The following is a 21371-nucleotide window of genomic DNA, read 5'->3' on the forward strand; positions in this document are numbered from 1 at the left end:
GGGCGGACGCGTGACCGAGGTGCTGGAACGAGACTCCGCGGTGCCCCTGTACGTCCAGCTCGAGCAGATCCTGCACGCCAAGATCGTCGACGGGCAGTGGCTGCCCAACCAGCGCATCCCGTCCGAGAACGAGCTCAACCGCATGTACGGCCTGAGCCGCATGACGGTCCGCGGCGTCCTGACCAAGCTAGTCAACGACGGCCTGCTCGTGCGCGTCCCCGGCAAGGGCACGTACGTCGCGCCGCAGAAGATCGACACCCTCTCCCCCGCCTACGGCGGCGTGCGCGAGCAGCTCGAGGGCCTCGGCTACCCCACCACCACGCGCCTCGTGTCGTTCGATCTCGAGAGCCCGTCGTCGGGCGTGCGGTCCGAGCTGGGGCTGGGCGAGGGCGAGCAGGTCTGGACGATCGTGCGCGTGCGGTCCGTGCAGGACGAGCCCGTCAGCCTGCACCGCTCGCACGTCCCGGCCACGCTCGCACCTGACCTCGACCGCCACGACGTCGTGTCCGAGCAGCTGTGCGTCGTGCTCGAGACGAACTACGGGCTGCCGATGAAGCACGTCAACGAGCACCTCGAGGCGCACGCCGTGAGCCCGATCGAGGCGAAGCTGCTCGAGATGCGGCGCGGCGAGCCGGCCCTGCTGCTGCACGACGTGATCTCCGACGGGCGGTCGGCGCCGTTCGAGTACTCGTCGATCGTGTTCCGCGGGGACAAGATGCGGCTCCGGTTCGACTACGAGCGCTAGTCGCACCGCTCCGCCCGATGCTGTCTGAGGGCAGACGTCAAGGCACAATGACGCGCTGCCGATGACATCGGTACCCCGATCGACAGGACGACAGTGCCCTCCACCCGCCGCGCTCCGCGCACTCTGTTGACCCTCGCGCTCGCGATCCTCGCTTCCACCGGCGCGATCAGCCCGACCGTCGCCGACGACACGACGACCGACCGGCTCACCTGGGCCGTGACCGTGCCGGACGGTCTCGACTCGATCGACGCACGCGTCACCGACTCCGACGGCACACAATGGGGATACCCCACCGTGCGCACGCTCGACGGTGTCGCGACGTTCACGCTCGACTGGCCGCGCGTCGGCCCGCACGGGGATCCCGTGGTGCAGGTCCTGGTGAGCACCGACGACTACGTCGGCGGCTACGTCGGCGACGGAGCACTCGTCGGACCTCGCGAGCGCGCGGTCCCCGTCCACGCGCCGGCCGACCTCGGCACGTTCTCGCTGCGTGCTGCCGGGACGATCACGGTTCGCACGCCCGCGGGCTCCGATCCCGCTCAGGTCGGGGTCAGCGCGATCGGGCCCGACGGCAACTCGGGCTTCTCGTATCCGATGGCCGACGACGGCACCTACCGCGTCCGGCGCCTCGACCCCGAGCTCACCTACCGCCTCCAGGTCACGACCGGCCCCGCCTCGACAGTCGTCGGCGGGTGGGTGACGTCCGACGGACGGACCTCGGACCTGGCGACCGACGCCGGCGCGTTCACGGCGGGGTCCGACGTGGACGTCGTGCCGGACCCAGCGGCGACGATCTCCGGCACCCTGCGCCACGCGGACCGCCCCCTGAGCGCCGGGGTGCGCTGGACCGTGCTCACGACCGCCTCGTACGGCGGCCGCGTGTCCAGCAGCACGGTCGCATCCGACGGCACGTGGTCGGTCGGCGGTCTGCGCGCAGGCGCCCGGTACACCGTCTGCTTCCGCGGCTGGGAGAGCAGCGACAACGGATGTGTCGGCGAGGTCGGCGCGCGCGTCACGACCCTCGGGACCGAGCTCGCGGCGCCGGCGTCGGGTGTCGACGCCGTCGTCTGGCAGTCGATCAACATCGCGGGCTCACACCCCGCGATGGTGGGTGATCTCGTCGTCGACGGAGTGCTCTCCGTCGCGGCCCCGACCTGGGACACACCAGAAGCCACGACGAGCTACACGTGGTACTCAGACGGGCGCGTCGCTCACGGCACCGTCACGTCCGACGCTTCGGGGTCGTCTTACCGCGTGGCACCCGACGATGTCGGGCACATCGTCTGGGTCACCGCGACCGCGACCGCTCCAGAGCACCTCGACGGCAGCTATACCCCCGCCTCGTGGTGGACGGTCAGCGCGGGCGCGTCTCCGAGCGGACTCGTCGACATCTCCGGCGAGCCGCGCGTCGGGTCCCGGATCACGGCAGCGCCCAGCGGCTGGGACGCTGGAACCGCACTCACCTACACCTGGTCGATCGATGGCCGAACCGTCGGCACCGGTGCGACGTTCACGCCCACGCCCGCCCAGCTGGGCAAGCTCGTCGAACTCAAGGCGACCGGCACCCGCCCGGGCCACGATGTCGGGGGCGCGACCGCAGCCTTCGGCGTCCTCGAGGGCAAAGCCCCGCGCGCGCTCGTCGCGCCCCGGTTCGTCGGCACCGCTCGTTCTGGGTCCACGATCACCGTCTCGCCGGGCACCTGGGACTCGCCCGACGTCCGCTTCGCCTACTCCTGGAAGTCCGGCAACGTCACCAGCTCGGACAACCACTCGGCCAAGAAGCTGATCGACCTGTCCGACGTGGGCCGCAAGATCCATGCGCACGTGGTCGTCTCCCGCCCGGGGTACGCGTCGACGTCGTTCGACCTCACGTCGGTCACCATCCCGAAGGTGCGACCGACCGTCACCGCAAAGCTCGCCGACCGCACCGTACGCACGTCGTCGCGCGCCAAGGTGGTCGTCAAGGTCACCGGCAGGATCTGGTCGAGCGGCACCGTCAAGGTCCGGTACGGATCGCACTCGGTGACGGCGAAGATGACGAGCGCGTCGAAGAACAAGGTCACCGTGACGCTCCCCCGCCTCAAGCACGGGACGTACAAGGTCTCCGCGTCGTTCACCCCGTCCGGGACGACGGCCAAGGTGCTCACGTCCGGCAACTCGGCGACGACGAAGCTCGCGGTGCGCTGACCGCGACCGAGGCGAGCGCCACGCGGCGGCGTCCTCACGGGCCGGGAGGTAGTTACGCTCGCCTGGTCAGGGCCTCTAGCTCAATCGGCAGAGCAGCGGACTTTTAATCCGCGGGTTGTGGGTTCGATCCCCACGGGGCCCACCACCGCACGGCTACTCCAGCCGCAGCTCGATCTCCGGGTACTCCCCGAAGATCTCCAGCACGATGTCGAAGTACGTCCGCCCGCCGCGCTCGAGCTCGTCGAGGTCCGCCTGCAGCCGTGCTGGGTCGTACCCAGGGCGGGACGCGCGCGACGCGATCCACCCCCGCGTCGCCTGGACCCCGAGGGCGGCCCGGCTGGCGGGGTGATCGCGCCACACGACGACCGGCGCGGGATCGTCGAGCAGCGCCCCGAACCCGCCGTGCAGCATGTCCGCGAGCGCGTCGAGGCTCTGCCCGAGGCGCCAGTCTTCGTCTGCCATGAATACCCGGTTGAGCTCGTCGTAGAACGTGCGGATGTCGCGGACGTGCGACCCCTCGATCGTGTGCACGGCCATCGCCCGAGTCTCACAGGTGGGTGAGGGCGTCGCTCAGTGCAGCGTGACCGACAGCGTCGTCGTCTTCCCGGCGGTGACCGTCGCGGACCGCGAGGCGTTCCGGTAACCGCCCGGGTACCAGTCCTCGAAGCCGACGGTCCACTTCCCCTTGCCGAGACCCGTCAGCGTCCAGCGTCCGTGGTCGTCCGTCTGCACCTGGAGCGTGCGGTCGGTCGCGCTCGCGGCCCGGACGTAGACACCCTCGACGGGTTCGCCATGGGCGTTCTTCACGACGCCGCTGACGGTCCCGCCCGTGTGCGTGGAGACGACGACACCGGTGACGTCCTGGTGGCCGGTCGCCTTGACGGTCTTCGTGCCGGTGGCGTAGCCGGCGGAGGGGCGCGAGGCAGTGACCGTGTACGTCCCGCCGAGCACCCAGATGACCGAGAAGCGCCCCTTCGAGTCGGTCGTCGCGGTTCCGGATCTCGTTCCGTACGCGTCCGTCACTGCGACGTCCGCGTGCGCCAGGGGCTTGCCGGAGGGCGTGCGCACGGTGCCGGAGAGCTTCTTGCGGTTCGCGCGCTCGATCGTCCCGAAGGAGGCGGTGCTGCTCGCCGAGACGACGACCCGCTTGCTGACGTTCGTCCCACTCAGGACGACGCGGTACGCGCCGTGCGGGAGCCCTGTGAACCGGACGTTCCCCGAGCGGTCCGGGGTCCCCGTGCGGACCTGGCGCCACTTCGTGTCGAGGAGCACGACCTTCTGGTCGTACGGACGGGTCGCCTTGATCCGGCCCGTGATCGTCGAACCCTGGTGGATCGAGATGCGGCCGACCTGCACGGTCGAGCCCTGCACCGCGGTAACGGTCCTGGTCGACGTGACGGTCTGCGCGCCCGGTGCCGAGACGACGACCGGGCCCGCGGGCAGACCATCAAGCTCGTACGCGCCGGTCGCGTCGGTGGTGCCCGCGACCTCACCGACGCGGTCGAGGTTGCTCGCCACGACGTTCGCACCCTTGACGGGCTTGCCATGGTCGTCGACGACCGTTCCGGCGACCGAGGCACCGGCGATCAGCTCCACGTCGGCGGTCACGGCCGAGCCGGGCGTGACCTTCAGCAGACGCGCGTCCCAGTCGCGGACGGTCCCGCCGTAGAACGTCCAGAGCGAGGACTCGGGCGTGCCGCCCGTCGCGCCCACGGTGTACGTGTGCGGGTACGCCCCTGAGTCCACCTCGATCGCGTAGTGCCCGTCGGCGTCCGCACTTCCGTGCGCCACCGTCTCCCACACGTCGTCGTCGGTGTACCAGTCCATCACCTCGACGTCGGCACCGGGCACGGGGCTGCCGTGCATCGTGATGGTGCCCGAGACGGTGACGGTCGGCGTGTCGGCGGCAAGGGCCGGCGCGGTCCCGCTCAGGCCGAGGACGAGCGCCCCGACCGCGACGGCCGCCGCGGTCGCCGTCGCCTGGTGTCGCACCGACAGGTCTCGCACCTTCATGGTTGCCCCCCGCAGTCGTCGTCGTCAGGCTGACGGTACCGCGGCCGGGAGCCCACCGGTGGCGCTCATGTGCAGGAGCTGTGGGGCCACCGTGGACGCTTCACGCCGGCAGCAGCACGCGCGTCACGACGACGCCCCGCCAGGTGCGCGCCGCCACCGTCGCCCAGACCACGACGAGCACGAGGTACGCCGCGAGCGCGACGTCGGCGAGCGGGCGCGCCCCCGTCCGCACCGCGAGCGCCGAGAGCCCCGTGACGCACGTCCCGACGGGGAACGTGAACGACCACCACGGCAGCCCGAACGGCGGACGGGCGGCGAGCGTCAGCCGCAGCGCGACACATGCCCACACCGCGGCGGCGGTCAGCACGACGACGCCGAACGCGACCGCGACACCGCGCGCGAGCCGGGCGGCGGACGGGTCGACGAGCGCCGCGTCGCCGGCCATGAGGTTGGCCGCGGTCACCGACTGGCCGAGCGGGCCGAGCACGATCCACAGCGTCGGCACGAGCGCCACGGTCCCGAGGTGGCCGCCCCGGACGGCGCGCACCACCCCGGGCAGCACGAGGAGCGTCCCGACGAGCCCCGCGACGAACAGCACGACGAGCGCCACCCCGAACGGCCCGCGCTGGTGGGGCGGGACGTGCGGCAGGAGCACCGCGCCGGTGGCCGCGGAGACCATGGGCGGGACGACGGGCATGAGCCTGCCGGCGAACGGCGGGTGCGGCTCGTGCCGGGTCGCGGCGACGACGGGGACGACGACGGCGGTCGCGAGCCCGAGCACGGTGCCGACCGACCACAGCGCGGCGTCGACGAGCACTGCCGTACGAGCGCCGAGCAGCGGTGGGCCGACGACGAGCGCACCCGCCCCGACCGTCATGATCGCCATCGGCGGCGCGCCGTAGAAGTGGGCCATCACCGGGTCGAGCACGTGGGCGCGCGCGGCGTCGCGGTGCCGCACCCAGTGCACCGCGGTCGCGACGACGAGCACGAGCAGCAACGTCGCGGCGAGCACCCACACTGTCGTCGCGAACGGTCGCACGCCAGGGAGCGCGCGCGGGAGGCCGGCGCCGGCGGTCGCGACGATGCCCGTGCCCATGACGGAGGCGAACCAGTTGGGTCCGAGCCGGCGGACGCCGATCCGAGGGCGCGTGGGGAGCTGCTGGAGCACGTGCTCAGCCTGGTCGGGCGCCGAGGCGGCCGGTAGACGAGAGACGTTGTCCGGGCACAAGCGTTACTTGTGACACCCTGGGCGCCATGACGGACCTGACGGCGATGCGCGTGCTGGTCGCGGTGGACGAGCAGGGCAGCATCTCGGCTGCGGCGCGGGCACTCGGGATGAGCCAGCAGGCGGTCAGCCAGCGCGTCCGGGCCACCGAGCGAGAGGTCGGCGCGCGGCTCGTCGACCGGTCCGCGCGCGGGTCCGAGCTGACGACGACCGGACGCGTCGTGGCGTCGTGGGCCGCCGAGGTCGTCGAGGCCGCGACCCGCTTCGACGTCGCGGTCGCCAGCCTGCGCGGCGAGGGTGCGGCGGCGCTGCGGGTCGCCGCGAGCCTGACCGTCGCGGAGCACCTGCTGCCCGCGTGGCTCGTGCGCCTGCGCGCGACCGGCGTTCCCGGGACGCAGGACGTCGAGCTCACCGCGGCGAACAGCGCTCGCGTGCTCGAGCTCGTGCGCGACGGCGCGTGCGACATCGGCTTCGTCGAGACCCCGCACGTCCCGGACGACGTCCGCTCGCGCGTCGTCGCACGCGACGAGCTCGTCGTGGTCGTCGCGCCCGACCACCCCTGGGCCTCGCGCGATGCGATCACCGGCGCCGAGCTGTCTGCCGCGCCCCTCGTCGCACGCGAGGCGGGTTCGGGCACGCGCGCCGCGTTCGAGGCGGCGCTCGCCGGAGCTCTCGGCGCCGACGCCGTCCGCACCCCCGCCGCGCAGCTCCCGACGACCGCCGCGGTCCGCGCCACGGTCGCCGCCGGCAGCGGCCCGGCGGTGCTGAGCCGGCTCGCCGTCCGCGAGGCGCTCGCCGCCGGCAGCCTCGTCGAGGTCTCGGTCACCGACGTCGCGCTGGACCGCCCGCTGACGCTCGTCTGGTCCCGGTCGCTCCCCCGCGTCCCGGACTCGGCCCGCGCGCTCGCCCGCATCGTCGACGAGGCCCACGGCCCGTCCACCGGCGGGCGGCTCTGACCGGGCACTCAGCGCAGGATCAGGTGCAGCCCGGCGTCGAACGCGTCGTCCGGCGTCGCGCCTGACGACACCGCCAGCGCGAGCAGCCGCGCCACGGCGGGGTACCGCTCGTGGAACGACGCCGCCGTCTCGTCGTCCATCCGCCCGACAGCGGCCGAGTCCTGCTCCTCGATGACGTGGCCGAACGTGTAGTGCAGCGAGGTGTAGACGCGCACGGCCGCGTCGAGGAGGTCGAGGCCCGCGACCTCGGCGGCCGCGAGACCGTCGTCGACGAGCCGCTCGAGGGTCGGAACCCGCAGGGGCGTGGCGCCCGTGACGAGCCGGGCGCCGTCCGGGTAGGCGAGCATCGCTGCGCGCAGCGCCCGGAGCCGGTCCGCCCACCACGGCGCCCACGGCTGCACCCCGTCGAACGGCGGGAGGCCGGGCACGCGCTCGGCGAGCACCGACTCCGCGACTGCGTCCAGCAGCTCTCGCTTGCCCGCGAAGCGCCAGTACACGGCGGGCGCCTGCACGCCGAGGCGCGTCGTGAGCGCGCGCACCGTGACGGCATCGAGCCCTCCCTCGCGCAGGAGGTCGAGGGCCGCGTCGAGGATCTGCTCGGTGTCGATCGCCATGTCGGGGTTGACTCTATAACACCGCTATACCTATCGTCGGCATCGTTGCTATAACACCGCTATAGGAGGAACGATGACGACGCTCGTGGACGCCATGCAGGACTACCTCGACGCCGGGGTAACGATGGACCTCGCGCGGCTCGACGCGGTGTACGACGACGAGTTCGAGAACCTGCGGATCGACCAGGCCGGTCAGGTCGTGCGGATCACCAAGCCCCAGCTCATGGCGCGGTTCGGCCAGCTCGCGGCGCAGGGCCTCACGATGGAGCCGGCGGACGACGCGTCGTTCCCGACGACGACGGTCGTGGGCGACACCGGCATCGTCGTCATGCGCCGCGTGAAGGACGGGCGTCCGGTGCTCTACGCGTTCGTCTGGCGCATGCGTGACGACCGCCCGACGACGATGCTGCGCGAGCTCACGTTCGAGGAGGACCTCACGGCCCTCGTCCGGATGATCGAGGAGGCGACCCGCGCCGCGGGCGCGACCGCCTGACGGACCCGCGAGGACGCGCGCCGGCGCTCGCCACGACGTACGCTCGGCGGGCCGCCCCCCTCCACCCCGGGAGTACCTCCGGTGCCGATCGACGTGACCGAGACCGACGACGACCTGCCCATGGCACGGCCGCCCGCGGGGTACACGCTGCTCGACGAGTGGACGCTCGGCTCGGCCGACGAGCTCGCGTCGCTCCGGTCGGACCTCGGCCGTCGGCTGGAGGCCGAGGGCGCGTCGCCCACGGAGTCGCTCGACGACACCCCCAGCAAGATCGTGCTCATCGCGTCCGAGCTCGCGACGAACGCGCTGCACCACGGCCTGCCCCCGACGCTCGTGCGGCTGCACCGGCGGGCCGGGTCGTACCTGCTCGAGGTGGCCGACCACGACGTGGCGGTCACGCCGGTGTTCGCCGGCCGCCGGGTGCTGGGAGCCGGCGGGCTCGGGCTGCACCTCGCGCGCGAACTGTCGCTCGACGTGGGCTGGTTCGCCGACGCCAGCTCGAAGACGGTGTGGGCGGTCTTCGACGAGGCACCCGACGCAGCGATGCGCCAGGCCGGGTCGGTGAGCGTGCGCGACGACGGCGTCGTCGTGCTCGTCGGCGAGATCGACGCCGCGCTGAGCGAGCGCCTCGAGGACGTCGCGCACGGCGCCGAGGACGGACACCTGCGGCCCGCGCTGACGATCGACGCGTCGGACGTGACGTTCGTCGACTCGACGGTCGTGCGCTTCATCGCGCTCACGTACCGGTCGTCGGGCGAACGCGTGCGGATCGTGGGCGCGCCCGAGCGCCTGCGCTTCCTCGTCGAGGTCATGGGCGTGCGCGACCTCGTCGACCTCGTCGACCAGCCCTGAGCCGTTCCGAGCGCAGGAGAGCCCGCATGCTGACCTACTCCGCGATCACCTCGCTCGACGGGTACGTGAACGACGCGTCCGGCGGGTTCGGCTGGGCCGCACCCGACGACGAGGTGCACCGGTTCGTCAACGACCTCGAGCGCACCGCCACCACCTACCTCTACGGCCGGCGCATGTACGAGGTCATGGCGGTGTGGCAGACGATCGGCGACGACGACCCGACGACCGCCGACTACGCACGCATCTGGCGCGACGCGGACAAGGTCGTCTTCTCCTCGACGCTCGCCGCGACGACGACCCCGCGCACGCGGCTCGAGCGCCGCTTCGACCCGGACGCGGTGCGGGCCATCCCCGGCCACGTCACCGTCGGCGGCCCCACGATCGCGGCGCACGCCCTGCGGGCGGGGATCGTCGACGAGATCCGGCTGTTCCTGCACCCGGTGGTCGTCGGCGGCGGCACCCGCGCTCTGGCCGACGACCTGCACGCCAGACTCACGCTCGTCGACGAGCGCCGGTTCGGCAGCGGGGTGGTGCACGTGCGCTACCGCGTGGACCGCGACGATCGCGACGGCGAGAGCTAGGCCGCCCGGATCGACGGCAGCCGCGACGCGAGCTCCTCCAGCACGCGCTCGGAACCCGCGTACACGCCCTCGGCGCGCGGCCAGTGCACGACGACGTCGTCGAACCCGAGCGCCGCCGCCCGCTCGATGCCCTCGAGCACGAGGTCGGTCGAGGTGAGCGAGTAGATCGGCGCGCCGTCGAGAGACAGGTAGCGCCGCAGCGGCACGTCCCGCCCCACGGACGCCTCGATCGCGCTGACCTGCGACGACACCTCCGCGAGCCCGCTCCACCACGCCTCCTGCGCCGCGGCGGGGTCGTCCTGCTCGTCGGGTCCGAAGCTCGGTCCGTAGGTCACCCACCCGTCGCCGAGCCGCGCCGCGAGCGTCATGGTCCGCGGGCCGGCGGCGGCGACGACGAACGGCGGTCGCCGCTCGGGCACCGGGATCATCCGCGCCTCGTCGGCCGTGTAGAACTCGCCCGCATGGCTCGTCACGGGCTGCGTGAGCAGCTGGTCGAGCACGCCGACGAACTCCTCGAACCGGCGCGTGCGCTCGCCGCGCGTCGGCGCGGGCCCGAGCACGCGCGCGTCGAACCCCTCACCCCCGGCTCCGAGCCCGAGCAGGAACCGGCCGCCCGACACGTCGTCGAGCCCGAGCACGTCCTTGGCGAACGGGACCGGGTGGCGAAAGTTGGGGGACGCGACGAACGTGCCCAGATCGATGCGCTCGGTGACGGCCGCCGCGGCCGCGAGCAGCGGCACGGTCGCGAACCACGGCTCGTCGGCGAGCGAGCGCCACGCCAGGTGGTCGTAGCTCCAGGCGTGGTCGAAGCCCCACTCCTCGACCTGGCGCCACCGGTCACGCGCGACCGACCAGCGCTCCTGCGGGAGCAGCACCACCCCGACCCTCACCATGCGACCGACCCTAGCGAGCGGGTCCGACACCCGCTCACGCGTGCGTGCGCTGCTCCTCGCCGGCCGACGGCGGCTCGAGCTGGAACGTGCAGTGGTCCACGTCGAAGTGCCCCGCGAGGCAGCCGCGCAGGTCGTCGAGCACGCGGCCGGCCTCGCCACGCTCGAGGACCTCGTCGGGCACCTCGACGTGCGCGGAGAGCACCGGCACACCCGACGTGATGGTCCACGCGTGCAGGTCGTGCACGCCGACGACGCCGCGGACCCCGCAGATGTGCGCGCGCACCGCGCCCAGGTCGACCCCGGCGGGCGTGGCCTCGAGCAGCACGAGCGCGACCTGCCGCAGCAGCCCGACCGCGCGCGGCAGGATCATCACGCCGATCGCGACGGACGCGATGCCGTCGGCTCGCTCGAACCCCGTGGCGAGCAGCACGAGCGCCGCGACGATGACCGCCGCGGACCCCAGCAGGTCGCCGAGCACCTCGAGGTACGCGCCGCGCAGGTTCAGCGAGTCGCGCTGCCCGGGGACCAGCAGCACGAGGCCCACGGCGTTGGCGGCGAGGCCCACCGCGGCGACGACGAGCATGAGACCGCCCTCGACGGGCTCGGGGGCCACGATGCGCCGCACGCCCCCGACGAGCACGAGCACGCCGACGACCGCGATGAGCAGCCCGTTGACCAGCGCCGCCAGCATCTCGGCGCGCTGCCACCCGAACGTGCGCGTCTCGGTCGCGGGCCGCGCGGCCAGCACGGTCGCTCCGAGCGCGAGCGCGACGCCCGCGGCGTCGGTGAGCATGTGTCCCGCGTCGGCGACGAGCGCGAACGAGCCCGAGACCACGCCGCCAACGACCTCGACCGCCATCACGACGAGCGTGAGCGCGAGCACGGCCACGAGTCGCCCGCGGTGCGCGTGCGCGGCGGTCACGTGGTCGTGCGCGTGGGAGTGGCCGCTGCCGTGCGCGTGGCCCATCAGTCCCACCCCAGCTCGTGCAGGCGGTCGTCGTCGATGCCGAAGTGGTGCGCGATCTCGTGGACCACGGTGATCGCGACCTCCTCGACGACGTCGTCGCGCGTCTCGCAGATCTCGAGCGTCGGCAGCCGGTAGATCGTGATCCGGTCGGGCAGCGAGCCCGCGGCGTAGAAGGAGGTGCGCTCGGTGAGCGGGATGCCCTCGTACAGCCCGAGCAGCGTCGGGTCGTCGGCGGGCGCGTGGTCCTCGACGAGCACGACGACGTTGTCCATGAGCGCGGTCAGCTCGGGCGGGACCTCGTCCAGCGCGTCACGGACCGCGTCCTCGAACTCGGCGCGCGGCATCTCGAACACGGCACCATCCTGCCTGGTCGGCCGGGTGCGAACGAGGGTGGCGCAGGCCACGTCGACCTCGCTTTGGAGATCGGGCGCGCGACCCCGTATGCTCTACCACGGTCATCCGGCGCCTCGACGTCAGGGGCGGACTCGCCCTCATCGTCTAGCGGCCTAGGACCCCGCCCTTTCACGGCGGTAGCACGGGTTCGAATCCCGTTGGGGGTACGAGCAGTTCAGCAGTACAGCAAGAAGGTCTTGATTCACACCAAGGCCCCGTAGCGCAGTTGGTTAGCGCGCCGCCCTGTCACGGCGGAGGTCGCGGGTTCAAGTCCCGTCGGGGTCGCTCGAAGCGCCGGTCCTCGGACCGGCGTTCTCGTTCCGGGGGTCCGGCACAGGTCCCCCACGGCTCTGTAGCTCAGTTGGTAGAGCGTTCGACTGAAAATCGAAAGGTCACCGGATCGACGCCGGTCGGAGCCACCGCGGGAGGCCCGTACGCGAGCAGCGTGCGGGCCTTCGTCGTGCTCGGGCGTCACCACCCTGGGTTACGGTTCGGTGGCGCGGCGACGACGGCGCGCATCGCTGTCCAGACGTACCGCGGTCCACCAGAGAGGCACGACGACGAGCGACGACCTGCTGGCCCCGGGCGTTCCGGTCGACCTCGACAACTGCGCTCGCGAGCCCATCCACATCCCCGGCAGCATCCAGCGCTGGGGTGTGTTCCTCGCGGTCACCGAGCCGGACCTCGTGGTGCGGCACGTCTCCGCCAACGTCGCGGACCTGCTCGGCGTGGGCGTCGACGACGTGCTGGGCTCGTCGCTCGACGACGTGCTGGGGCGCGAGGCCACCGACCCGCTGCGCGCGCACCTGCAGACCTGGGGCGACCTGCGCGCACGCAACCCGCTGGTGGTCACGGCCGGCACGGTCGACGGCCCGCTCGAGGTCGACGCGGTGCTGCACCGCGTCGCCGTCGGGCAGGGCACGCTGCTCGTCGTCGAGCTCGAGGCCTCCCGCGGCCCACGCCCGTTCTCCTTCCCCAACACCTACCAGGCGGTGCGCGGTGCCGTGGAGCGCCTCAACCGCGCGCTCACGCTCCCGGAGCTGTACGACGTCGCGGCGAACGAGGTCCGCGCGCTCACCGGCTTCGACCGCGTGATGGTCTACCGGTTCGACGAGCAGTACAACGGCGAGGTCGTCGGCGAGGCGAAGCGCGACGACCTCAACTCGTTCTTCGGCCTGCACTACCCCGCGAGCGACATCCCGCCGCAGGCCCGCGCGCTGTACGAGAAGAGCTGGATCCGGCTCATCGCGGACGTCGCGTACCAGCCCGCGCCGCTCGTCCCCGGCCTCGACGAGAGCACCGGGCTCCCGCTCGACCTGACGTACTCGACCCTGCGCAGCGTCTCGCCGATCCACTGCGAGTACCTCGGCAACATGGGCGTCGCGGCGTCGATGTCGATCTCGCTGCTGCGCGAGGGCCGGCTGTGGGGCCTCGTCGCGTGCCACCACTACTCGGGACCGCACTGCCCGCCGTACGCCGTGCGCGCGGCGGCGGAGTTCCTGGGCTCGACGCTGTCCCTGCGGTTCGTCGCCCGCTCGCAGGAGGCCGACCTCGAGGCGGAGCTCGCGGCCGCGGGCACCCTCGAGCGGCTGCTGGTCGCGGCCCGTGACGGGGACCTCGCGCTCGCCGACGCCCTGGTGGGGCGCACGGGCTCGGCGCGGCCCTCGGTCCTCGACCTCGTGCCGGCGCAGGGTGCGGTCGTGCGCGTGGAACGTCGCGTGGCCTCGACGGGTGACGTCCCGGAGGACGTGGCACCGCTGCTCGCGTGGGTCGACGCCCAGGACCAGGAGCTCGTGGTCCGGACGTCGCTCGTCGCCCAGGAGCCCGAGCTGGCTGCGGCGCTCCCGGGGGCCGCCGGCCTGCTCGCGGTGCGCCTGCCCGACGGGCAGTGCGTGGTCTGGCTGCGGCACGAGGCCGTGCGCAGCGTCGACTGGGGCGGGGACCCGCACAACAAGGCGATCGCCCGCCTCGAGGGCGATGCCGTGCGGCTCAGCCCGCGCAAGTCGTTCGACCGGTGGAGCGAGCTGGTGCGGGACACGAGCGAGCCGTGGACCGAGCAGCAGCTGCGCTCGGCCTCCGAGCTTCGTCCGCGCCTGCTCGAGGTCCTGCTGCTGCGCAACCGCTGGCAGCTCGCGACTGCGCTCGCGGTGCAGCGCAGCCTCCTGCCGGCAGAGATCCCCGCCGTGCCCGGATGGACGATCGAGGCACGCTACGAGCCCTCCGCGGGCGGCCAGGTGGGCGGCGACTGGTACGACGCGCTCACGCTGCCCGACGGCAGGGTCGCCGTCGTCGTCGGCGACGTCGCGGGCCACGGCCTGGCCGCGGCCGCGTCGATGGGACAGCTGCGCAACACGCTGCGCGGCTACCTGCTGCGGGGCGACGACGCCGCGACGACCGTCGCGTGGCTCGACCGCGTCGTCCGGCACACGATGCCGACGGAGATGGCGACGGTCGTCGTCGCGGTGCTCCACCCCGCCACGGGCGAGGTGGACATCGCCGTCGCGGGCCACCCGCGCCCCCTGCTGCTGGCGCCGGGGCGCCGGCCCGCACTGGTCGACGGCGTCGTCGAGCGACCGCTCGGCGTCGGGTCCGGCTCACCGCGGTCGGCGCCGGCGACGATCGAGCCCGGCGGTGCGCTGGTGCTGTACAGCGACGGCCTGGTCGACTCGCGCCAGACCGGGCTGCGCGCGGGCCTCGCGCGGCTCGAGGAGCTCTTCGCGGGTCCGCTGGGCTCCGACGTCGACGCCGTCATGGCGGCGTGCCGCGACGACGCCGCGACCGACGACCTGACCCTCCTCGTGCTGCGGCGCGACCCCGTCTGACATCATCCGGTGAGACGGCCCGCAGACCCCACCGCGGGCCTGATCGCACCGACAGGAGACGGTTCGTGGAGTTCGACACGCTGCTCCCCGTCGTCGCGGTCAGCGTCCTCACGCTCGTCGCGGTCAGCACGATGCCGGCGCGCTGGAGGCTGCCCCAGGTCGTCGTGCTCCTGGCAGGCGGCGTGCTCATCGGCCCCGAGTGCCTGCACTGGTCGTCGCCCGAGGCCGTCGGCCTGCTGTCCGACCTCGGCATGGGGTTCCTGTTCCTGCTCGCGGGGTACGAGATCGACCCCGGGATCGGCCGGCAGCCCGCCGGGCGGCTGGGCGTGCGGGCCTGGCTGACGTCGATCGTCCTCGGGGCGCTGCTCCTGGTCGCGCTGTCGATCACGCGCGACGTCCCGGCGATCGTCGCGATCACGATCGCGCTCTCGACCACGGCGCTCGGCGTCCTGGTCCCCGTGCTCAAGGAGGAGGGGCTCACCGACCGGCCTCTCGGCAGGTACGTCATGGCGGGCGGCGCGGTGGGCGAGCTGGGGCCGATCGTCGCGATGGCCCTCTTCCTGGGGACGCGCGGGACGCTCGTCGCACTCGTCGCGCTCGTCCTGTTCGCCGCCGCGGTCGTCGTCCTCGGCACGCTGCCTCGCCGGTTCGCGTTCGGCCGCACCCGCGGGCTGCTGCGTCCCCTCGGCGACGGCACCGGCCAGGGCCCGGTGCGGGTGTCGCTCCTGCTGCTCGTCGGCCTGCTCGCGCTGTCCAGCTCGATGGGGTTCGACGCGGTGCTCGGCGCGTTCCTCGCGGGCATGGTGCTGCGGTCGTGGGTCCCGGCGCAGGACGACGACCTCTCGCACAAGCTCGAGACCGTCGGCTGGGGCGTGTTCATCCCCATCTTCTTCGTGTCGTCCGGCATGGCGCTGCAGCTCGACGCGATCGCCGAGCAGCCGTGGCTGCCGATCGTGTTCGTCGTGCTCATCGGTGCCGTTCGCGGCGGCCCGGCGCTGTTCTGGTACCGACGGCACCTGGTGCCGCGCGAGCGCGTGCAGCTCGGCCTGTACACGGCGACGACCCTGCCGATGCTCGTCGCGCTCACACAGCTGGCCGTCGACGAGGGCAGCCTCCCGGTCGGCACCGCCGGCTGCCTGGTCTTCGCGGGCGCCCTCACCGTGCTGCTCTTCCCGCTGCTCGCACGCACGCTGGGCGCGACCGACCGCACCGAGGCGGCCGGCACGTCTGGGGCCGACGACCCAGGTGACCTGCGCGACGCTCAGTAGGGTGGAGGCACCGAACCCGACGAGGAGAGAGCCGTGCCCAGCGACGAGCCCCGCAGCTTCTTCGACCGCCTCACCGACCCGATCGCCGAACGCGCCCGGGAGAAGATCTCGCAGGCCGAGGACCGCGTGCGTGCCTCGATCCAGGCCGAGGTCAACGCCGTGCAGGCGAGCGTCCGCGCGCGCGTCGTCGAGGTTCGCCCGTCGGCCATCGGGTTCGGCGCCGCGCTCCTGCTCACGTTCTTCGGGCTGGCGCTCCTGGTGACGTCGGTGGTCCTGGCGCTCACCCAAGCGGGCATGCACCCGTGGCTCGCCGCGCTGCTGGTCGGCGTCGCGCTCATCCTGGTCGCGGGCGGGCTCGCGGCGTGGGCGCGCCACCGCCTGCCCAGGCCCGCGGCCCGCACCGCACCCGTCGTGCACCCGGCGGGCGACCAGGTCCACCCGTGGGCGGACTGACCGCCTGACGCCCACCGCGCCGCCCGCTGCGAAGGTGCGACGTGCGGCGTCGACCTGCAGACTTGCCGGGAGGCCGGCCGTCCGTGCGGCCCGGCCGACGTGCACGACGGGAGGACGCCATGACGACGCAGGACACGAGGAGCATCGGCGAGCTGTTCAGCGAGGTCGCCGAGCGCACGGCGCGCCTGGTCCGCGCGGAGATCGACCTCGCGAAGGCCGAGATCAGCGGTCGCCTGCAGAAGCTGGGCACGGGCGGGGCGCTCATCGCGGCCGCCGCGTTCTTCGCGCTCTACCTGCTCGCAGCCGTCATCGCGCTCGCGATCATCGTGCTCGACCTCTGGCTCCCGCTGTGGGCCGCGGCCCTCATCGTGACGGGGGCGCTGCTGCTGCTGGTCGTCGTCCTCGCGCTCGTCGGTCTCTCGATGGTCAAGAAGGGACGTACCCCCGTGCCCACCAAGGCGGTCGCCAGCATGAAGTCGGACGTCGAGGTCGTCAAGGAGGCGGTCAAGCGATGAGCCACGAGCCCGACGAGAAGGCCGCCGGCACGCCGAGGCCGGACCCGTTCACGACGCCCCGGATGGCGGAGCTCGAGCTGGAGATCGGCGCGACCCGGGCGGAGCTCGCGGAGAGCATCGACGCGCTCGTCGCGCGGCTCACGCCCGGCGCGGTGCTGCACGACGCCCAGGCCGCCGCGCGCGGCCTGGTCACGGATGCCTCGGGCTCGGGCGACGACCCCGCGGCGGCACGGCGTGCGCGGATCGTGCTGGGCGGCGTCGCCGCCGGCGTCGCACTGGTCGTCGGACTGGTGGTGCTGCGCGCCCGTCGTCGTTGACGTCGCGCGTCATCGACGACGCGGTGGTGCGGTGCGCGCCTCACCAGCGCGCGCGCCCGTCACGGCCTGTCGGGCGCATCGCGGCCCGCGCACCGACCTCGTCGGGTCGGCTGCGGGCCGGTCGTGCGGGCCTCAGCCCCGGCTGTCGCGCTGGTTGGGCACGCCGAGCAGCTCCATGACCTCGGACTCCCGGTAACGGCGGTGGCCACCGAGAGTGCGGATCGACGAGAGCTTGCCGGCCTTGGCCCAGCGCGTGACGGTCTTGGGGTCGACGCGGAAGAGCGTGGCGACCTCGGACGGAGTCAGCAGGACCTCGGACTGAGCGGGCTGGACGGACATGCTTGCCTCCTGGCGAGCGTTCGGTCGAGGGGCGAACCCGACGACCAGGGTGGAAGCGCTGGTCAGACCGTACGAGCGCGGCCTCACTAGCACAGACACTGCTGTCATGCAGATCATTCGCGAAACAGAATGATAACGAAATGGTACACATCACCCGGACGGACGAACGACCCGGGCGCGACGTGACGTCGATCTCAGCCTAACTCGGACATTTCGTCACGTCGCCGCGAGCCGTGCGAGCGGCTGGACGGCGTGTCGCACGACGGTTCACCCGAACGGGCGCGCCATGCACGCCCGGACCGGTCGAGCCGGCGCACACGGCGCCGCCCTGCACGCATGTGCACGCTCGCACGCACGCATGGTCCGGCGTCGACAGGCGGAGAAGATTCTCGCTCCGTCCGCCATGCGGACCCTGGGACCGCCACGAGAAGCACCCCGGGCGCGGGAGACCCCCGCCCGGACGTACCGACGGGCACGGCGTCCGGCCGTGCGAGGCAGACCGCCGGGTGACGCGCGTCGCGCCCGATCAAGTGGCCGGAATAGCGATCGAACATGTACCGTTGCGGCACGAAGAGACGATTCAGCACCCCGGGGCCGCACGTGTCAGCACGGAGCCGCCCCGCATCCACGTAAGAGGGGGTCGATGCCATGGGGCGCGGCCGTCAGAAGGCTAAGCAGACGAAGGTCGCCCGGGAGCTGAAGTACTTCAGCCCCGAGACGAACTACCGGGCTCTCGAGCAGGAGCTCACGTCGCACAGCCACAACGATCTCAGTGACCGACGCGGCGGCGCCGCGGTCGACACGGATGACACGGACGACGGCGACTACGGTCGCTGGCTCGACGACGACGAGCGCTGAGTCCCGATCACTTCGGTCCACGCCTGAACGACGGCCCTCCGGGGCCGTCGTTCTCGTGCTCCCGTCCGTCCCTCACGGCAGCGCGTGGGCCGTGCCGTGACGGACGGGGCTCGCGCATGCGTGGCCTCTCGGCGTGCGCCGCTGGTCAGACCCGGTAGTCGCCCGTGAGCCGGACTGCCCCGCCGTGCACGCCCTTGGTCCCCGCGACGAACCCCGGGGAACCGACGACGTCGGTCGTCGGGTCGGCATCGCGCACGCGCCCCAGCTCCCACGCCGGAAGGCCCAGCTCCGCAGCGTGCGAGAGCACGCCGTCGAGCGCGTCGGGGGCGACGATCGCGACCATGCCGACGCCGAGGTTCAGGGTGCCCTCGAGGTCCGTCCACGGCACCTGACCGAGCCGCTGCACGAGCGAGAACACCGGCGGGAGCTGCCAGCCCCCGCGGTCCACGTCCGCCACCAGCCCCACCGGGAGCACGCGCGCGACGTTCGAGGCGAGACCGCCGCCGGTCACGTGGCTGAACGCGTGCAGACCCGCGACGCCGGCACGCCGGGCGAGCGCCAGGCAGTCCGTCGCATACACGCGCGTGGGCTCGAGCAGCTCCTCGCCGAGCATGCGGCCCAGCTCGTCGACGTGCCGGTCGAGCGACCAGCCGGCCTGGCGCACCACGGCACGGACGAGCGAGTAGCCGTTGGAGTGCAGCCCGCTCGAGGCGAGCGCCACCAGGAGGTCGCCCGCACGCACACGCTCGGGGCCGAGCAGCTCGTCGGCCTCGACCACGCCGGTCGCGGCACCGGCCACGTCGTACTCGTCGGGCGCGAGCAGCCCCGGGTGCTCTGCGGTCTCGCCGCCCACGAGCGCGGTCCCCGCGACCGAGCATGCCGCCGCGATGCCGCGCACCACGTCCGCGATCCGCTCGGGGACCACGCGCCCTGTCGCGATGTAGTCGGTCATGAACAGCGGCTCGGCGCCCACGACGACGATGTCGTCGACCACCATGCCGACGAGGTCGAACCCGATCGTGTCGTGCACGTCGAGCTGCTGGGCGATCGCGACCTTGGTGCCGACGCCGTCGGTCGACGTCGCGAGCAGCGGGCGGCGGAACCGGGTGAGCGCGCTCGCGTCGTACAGTCCCGCGAAGCCGCCCACGCCGCCCAGCACCTGGGGGCCGTGCGTCGCGCGCACGGCGTCCTTCATGAGCTCGACGGCCTTGTCGCCGGCCTCGGTGTCGACGCCGGCGGTCGCGTACGTGACCGGGCCGTCGAGCGTGGCGTCCACCGCCGCGTCCAGGGGCGTGCTCACGGGTGCTCCAGCGCGGACGCGCCACCGGTCGCGGGCAGGATCGACATGAGTCCGTCCTCGGGTGCCCCCAGCGGGAGCTCGTTCTGCTCGAGCAGGTGCTTGCCCAGCCGGTCGGCGGGCGGCAGCTCGATGGGGTACTGGCCGGAGAAGCAGGCGGTGCACAGCTGCGAACGAGGCTGCTCGGTCGCCGCGACCATGCCGTCCTCGGAGATGTAGCCGAGCGAGTCGGCGCCCAGCGACGCACCGATCTCGTCGATCGCCAGCCCGTTCGCGATGAGCTCGGCGCGGCTCGCGAAGTCGATGCCGTAGAAGCACGGCCACTTCACGGGCGGCGACGAGATGCGCACGTGCACCTCGGCGGCCCCCGCCTCGCGCAGCATCCGCACGAGCGCGCGCTGCGTGTTGCCGCGCACGATCGAGTCGTCGACCACGACGAGCCGCTTGCCGCGGATGACCTCGCGCAGCGGGTTGAGCTTGAGGCGGATACCGAGCTGGCGCAGCGTCTGCGACGGCTGGATGAACGTGCGTCCGACGTACGCGTTCTTCGTCAGCCCCTGCCCGAACGGGATGCCGGACTCCTGCGCGTAGCCGACGGCCGCGGGCGTCCCCGACTCGGGGACCGGGATCACGAGGTCGGCATCCACCGGGTGCTCCATCGCGAGCCGGCGGCCCATCTCGACGCGAGCCGCGTGGACCGACCGACCGGCGATCGTCGTGTCCGGGCGCGCGAGGTAGACGTACTCGAACACGCAGCCGGCACGCGGCTCGTCGCGCGGCGCGAAGCGGTGCGAGCGCAGGCCGTCCGCGTCGATCGCGACGAACTCGCCGGGCTCGATCTCGCGCACGAAGCTCGCACCGACGATGTCGAGCGCCGGCGTCTCGCTCGCGACCACCCAGCCGCGCTCGAGCCGCCCGAGCACGAGCGGGCGCACGCCCTGCGGGTCGCGCGCGGCGTACAGCGTGTGCTCGTCCATGAACACCAGGCAGAACGCGCCGCGCAGGCGCGGGAGCACCTCGAGCGCGGTGGCCTCGAGCGTGTGGTCCGGGTCGCCCGCGAGCAGCGCGGTGACGAGAGCGGTGTCGGTGGTGTTGCCGCGTGCGAGCTCGCCGCGACGCTGGCTGCCGTACCGCTCCGCGACGAGGTCGACGAGCTCGGCGGTGTTGGTCAGGTTGCCGTTGTGGCCGAGCGCGACGGTGCCCGCCGCGGTGGCGCCGAGGGTGGGCTGCGCGTTCTCCCACGTCGACCCACCGGTCGTCGAGTAGCGCGTGTGCCCGATCGCGATGTGCCCCTGCAGGGCGTTCAGCGCGGTCTCGTCGAACACCTGCGAGACCAGGCCCATGTCCTTGTAGACGAGGAGCTGCTGGCCGTTGCTCGTCGCGATGCCCGCCGACTCCTGGCCACGGTGCTGCAACGCGTAGAGGCCGAAGTAGGTGAGCTTGGCGACCTCCTCACCGGGAGCCCAGACCCCGAAGACGCCGCAGGCGTCCTGGGGGCCCTTCTCGTTCGGGAGGAGGTCGTGGTTCAGACGTCCGTCTGCGCGGGGGGCCACGCGCCCATGGTCGCACACGCGCGAGACGCG

Annotated in this window: 22 protein-coding genes and 4 tRNA genes; 16 read left to right on the forward strand and 10 right to left on the reverse strand. The window is 73.0% G+C overall.

What is annotated here, in order from left to right:
- The first annotated feature begins 10 nt into the window (after positions 1–10).
- The 3 genes from AW16_RS0109660 to AW16_RS0109650 all read left to right on the forward strand — a co-directional run bounded on the left by AW16_RS0109660 (position 11) and on the right by AW16_RS0109650 (position 3077).
- Positions 11–745, forward strand: coding sequence for a GntR family transcriptional regulator (locus AW16_RS0109660; RefSeq protein WP_197021597.1), 735 nt, complete (start codon positions 11–13; stop codon positions 743–745).
- 126 nt (positions 746–871) lie between these two features.
- Positions 872–2932: a hypothetical protein gene (locus tag AW16_RS0109655; protein WP_029289884.1), complete on the forward strand. Its 2061-nt coding sequence runs from the start codon at positions 872–874 to the stop codon at positions 2930–2932.
- Between the two features lie 69 nt (positions 2933–3001).
- Positions 3002–3077: transfer RNA gene (locus AW16_RS0109650), tRNA-Lys, on the forward strand.
- A gap of 8 nt (positions 3078–3085) precedes the next feature.
- Here the strand turns inward: AW16_RS0109650 and AW16_RS0109645 are convergent.
- The 3 genes from AW16_RS0109645 to AW16_RS0109635 all read right to left on the reverse strand — a co-directional run bounded on the left by AW16_RS0109645 (position 3086) and on the right by AW16_RS0109635 (position 6113).
- A complete protein-coding gene (locus tag AW16_RS0109645) occupies positions 3086–3469 on the reverse strand; it encodes a barstar family protein (protein WP_029289886.1) in 384 nt (127 codons plus the stop codon).
- A 33-nt stretch (positions 3470–3502) separates the two neighbouring features.
- A complete protein-coding gene (locus AW16_RS0109640) occupies positions 3503–4945 on the reverse strand; it encodes a collagen binding domain-containing protein (RefSeq protein ID WP_029289887.1) in 1443 nt (480 codons plus the stop codon).
- Between the two features lie 100 nt (positions 4946–5045).
- On the reverse strand, positions 5046–6113 hold the full coding sequence (locus tag AW16_RS0109635; RefSeq protein ID WP_231496004.1) for a C4-dicarboxylate ABC transporter: 1068 nt from the start codon (positions 6111–6113) through the stop codon (positions 5046–5048).
- Between the two features lie 86 nt (positions 6114–6199).
- Between AW16_RS0109635 and AW16_RS0109630 the strand changes: the two genes are divergently transcribed.
- The gene (locus tag AW16_RS0109630; RefSeq protein WP_051681829.1) at positions 6200–7126 is read left to right on the forward strand and encodes a LysR family transcriptional regulator; all 927 of its coding nucleotides are present in this window, start codon (positions 6200–6202) and stop codon (positions 7124–7126) included.
- Positions 7127–7134: 8 nt separating this feature from the next.
- Here AW16_RS0109630 and AW16_RS0109620 read toward each other — a convergent pair whose 3' ends face one another.
- The gene (locus AW16_RS0109620; RefSeq protein ID WP_029289893.1) at positions 7135–7740 is read right to left on the reverse strand and encodes a TetR family transcriptional regulator; all 606 of its coding nucleotides are present in this window, start codon (positions 7738–7740) and stop codon (positions 7135–7137) included.
- Between the two features lie 73 nt (positions 7741–7813).
- On the opposite strand from AW16_RS0109620, the gene AW16_RS0109615 reads away from it, so the two are divergent.
- From AW16_RS0109615 to AW16_RS0109605, 3 genes are all read left to right on the forward strand, one after another.
- Entirely contained in the window at positions 7814–8233 is a 420-nt protein-coding gene (locus AW16_RS0109615; RefSeq protein WP_029289895.1) for a hypothetical protein, read from the forward strand.
- Between the two features lie 81 nt (positions 8234–8314).
- Positions 8315–9085 carry an STAS domain-containing protein gene (locus tag AW16_RS17690; RefSeq protein ID WP_051681830.1) on the forward strand — a complete coding sequence of 257 codons (771 nt, stop codon included), beginning with the start codon at positions 8315–8317 and terminating at the stop codon, positions 9083–9085.
- A 26-nt stretch (positions 9086–9111) separates the two neighbouring features.
- A complete protein-coding gene (locus AW16_RS0109605) occupies positions 9112–9666 on the forward strand; it encodes a dihydrofolate reductase family protein (RefSeq protein ID WP_029289899.1) in 555 nt (184 codons plus the stop codon).
- On the opposite strand, the gene AW16_RS0109600 is transcribed toward AW16_RS0109605, so the two are convergent.
- The 3 genes from AW16_RS0109600 to AW16_RS0109590 are packed head-to-tail and all read right to left on the reverse strand — an operon-like array spanning position 9663 to position 11870.
- On the reverse strand, positions 9663–10559 hold the full coding sequence (locus AW16_RS0109600; protein WP_029289901.1) for an LLM class flavin-dependent oxidoreductase: 897 nt from the start codon (positions 10557–10559) through the stop codon (positions 9663–9665). The genes AW16_RS0109605 and AW16_RS0109600 overlap by 4 nt on opposite strands.
- A 34-nt stretch (positions 10560–10593) precedes the next feature.
- Positions 10594–11526 carry a cation diffusion facilitator family transporter gene (locus tag AW16_RS0109595; RefSeq protein ID WP_029289902.1) on the reverse strand — a complete coding sequence of 311 codons (933 nt, stop codon included), beginning with the start codon at positions 11524–11526 and terminating at the stop codon, positions 10594–10596.
- Entirely contained in the window at positions 11526–11870 is a 345-nt protein-coding gene (locus AW16_RS0109590; RefSeq protein WP_029289925.1) for a metallopeptidase family protein, read from the reverse strand. Before AW16_RS0109590 ends, AW16_RS0109595 begins: the two co-directional genes overlap by 1 nt.
- A gap of 143 nt (positions 11871–12013) precedes the next feature.
- Here AW16_RS0109590 and AW16_RS0109585 point away from each other — a divergent pair.
- From AW16_RS0109585 to AW16_RS0109550, 8 genes are all read left to right on the forward strand, one after another.
- Positions 12014–12086: transfer RNA gene (locus AW16_RS0109585), tRNA-Glu, on the forward strand.
- A gap of 44 nt (positions 12087–12130) precedes the next feature.
- Positions 12131–12204 (forward strand) — tRNA-Asp (locus AW16_RS0109580).
- A 61-nt stretch (positions 12205–12265) separates the two neighbouring features.
- A tRNA-Phe gene (locus tag AW16_RS0109575) sits at positions 12266–12338 on the forward strand.
- A gap of 75 nt (positions 12339–12413) precedes the next feature.
- Positions 12414–14741 carry a SpoIIE family protein phosphatase gene (locus tag AW16_RS0109570; RefSeq protein WP_231496005.1) on the forward strand — a complete coding sequence of 776 codons (2328 nt, stop codon included), beginning with the start codon at positions 12414–12416 and terminating at the stop codon, positions 14739–14741.
- Positions 14742–14806: 65 nt separating this feature from the next.
- Positions 14807–16009 carry a cation:proton antiporter gene (locus tag AW16_RS0109565; protein WP_034648631.1) on the forward strand — a complete coding sequence of 401 codons (1203 nt, stop codon included), beginning with the start codon at positions 14807–14809 and terminating at the stop codon, positions 16007–16009.
- 33 nt (positions 16010–16042) lie between these two features.
- Positions 16043–16462: a phage holin family protein gene (locus AW16_RS0109560; RefSeq protein ID WP_029289906.1), complete on the forward strand. Its 420-nt coding sequence runs from the start codon at positions 16043–16045 to the stop codon at positions 16460–16462.
- A 119-nt stretch (positions 16463–16581) separates the two neighbouring features.
- A complete protein-coding gene (locus AW16_RS0109555; protein WP_029289907.1) occupies positions 16582–16977 on the forward strand; it encodes a phage holin family protein in 396 nt (131 codons plus the stop codon).
- Positions 16974–17294 carry a DUF3618 domain-containing protein gene (locus tag AW16_RS0109550; RefSeq protein WP_051681831.1) on the forward strand — a complete coding sequence of 107 codons (321 nt, stop codon included), beginning with the start codon at positions 16974–16976 and terminating at the stop codon, positions 17292–17294. The genes AW16_RS0109555 and AW16_RS0109550 overlap by 4 nt, the downstream gene beginning before the upstream one ends.
- 132 nt (positions 17295–17426) lie before the next feature.
- Here AW16_RS0109550 and AW16_RS0109545 read toward each other — a convergent pair whose 3' ends face one another.
- A complete protein-coding gene (locus tag AW16_RS0109545; protein WP_029289909.1) occupies positions 17427–17633 on the reverse strand; it encodes a BldC family transcriptional regulator in 207 nt (68 codons plus the stop codon).
- A 648-nt stretch (positions 17634–18281) separates the two neighbouring features.
- Here AW16_RS0109545 and AW16_RS0109540 point away from each other — a divergent pair.
- Entirely contained in the window at positions 18282–18491 is a 210-nt protein-coding gene (locus AW16_RS0109540; protein ID WP_029289910.1) for a DUF3073 domain-containing protein, read from the forward strand.
- A 145-nt stretch (positions 18492–18636) separates the two neighbouring features.
- Here the strand turns inward: AW16_RS0109540 and purM are convergent, their stop codons facing one another.
- On the reverse strand, positions 18637–19791 hold the full coding sequence (purM, locus tag AW16_RS0109535) for a phosphoribosylformylglycinamidine cyclo-ligase (protein ID WP_051681832.1): 1155 nt from the start codon (positions 19789–19791) through the stop codon (positions 18637–18639).
- Complete coding sequence (gene purF / locus AW16_RS0109530; protein ID WP_029289912.1) at positions 19788–21341, reverse strand: amidophosphoribosyltransferase; 1554 nt, start codon at positions 21339–21341, stop codon at positions 19788–19790. Before purF ends, purM begins: the two co-directional genes overlap by 4 nt.
- Positions 21342–21371: the final 30 nt, after the last annotated feature.

Origin of the sequence: Cellulomonas sp. HZM, assembly GCF_000708885.1 — a bacterium.
Lineage (GTDB): Bacteria > Actinomycetota > Actinomycetes > Actinomycetales > Cellulomonadaceae > Cellulomonas.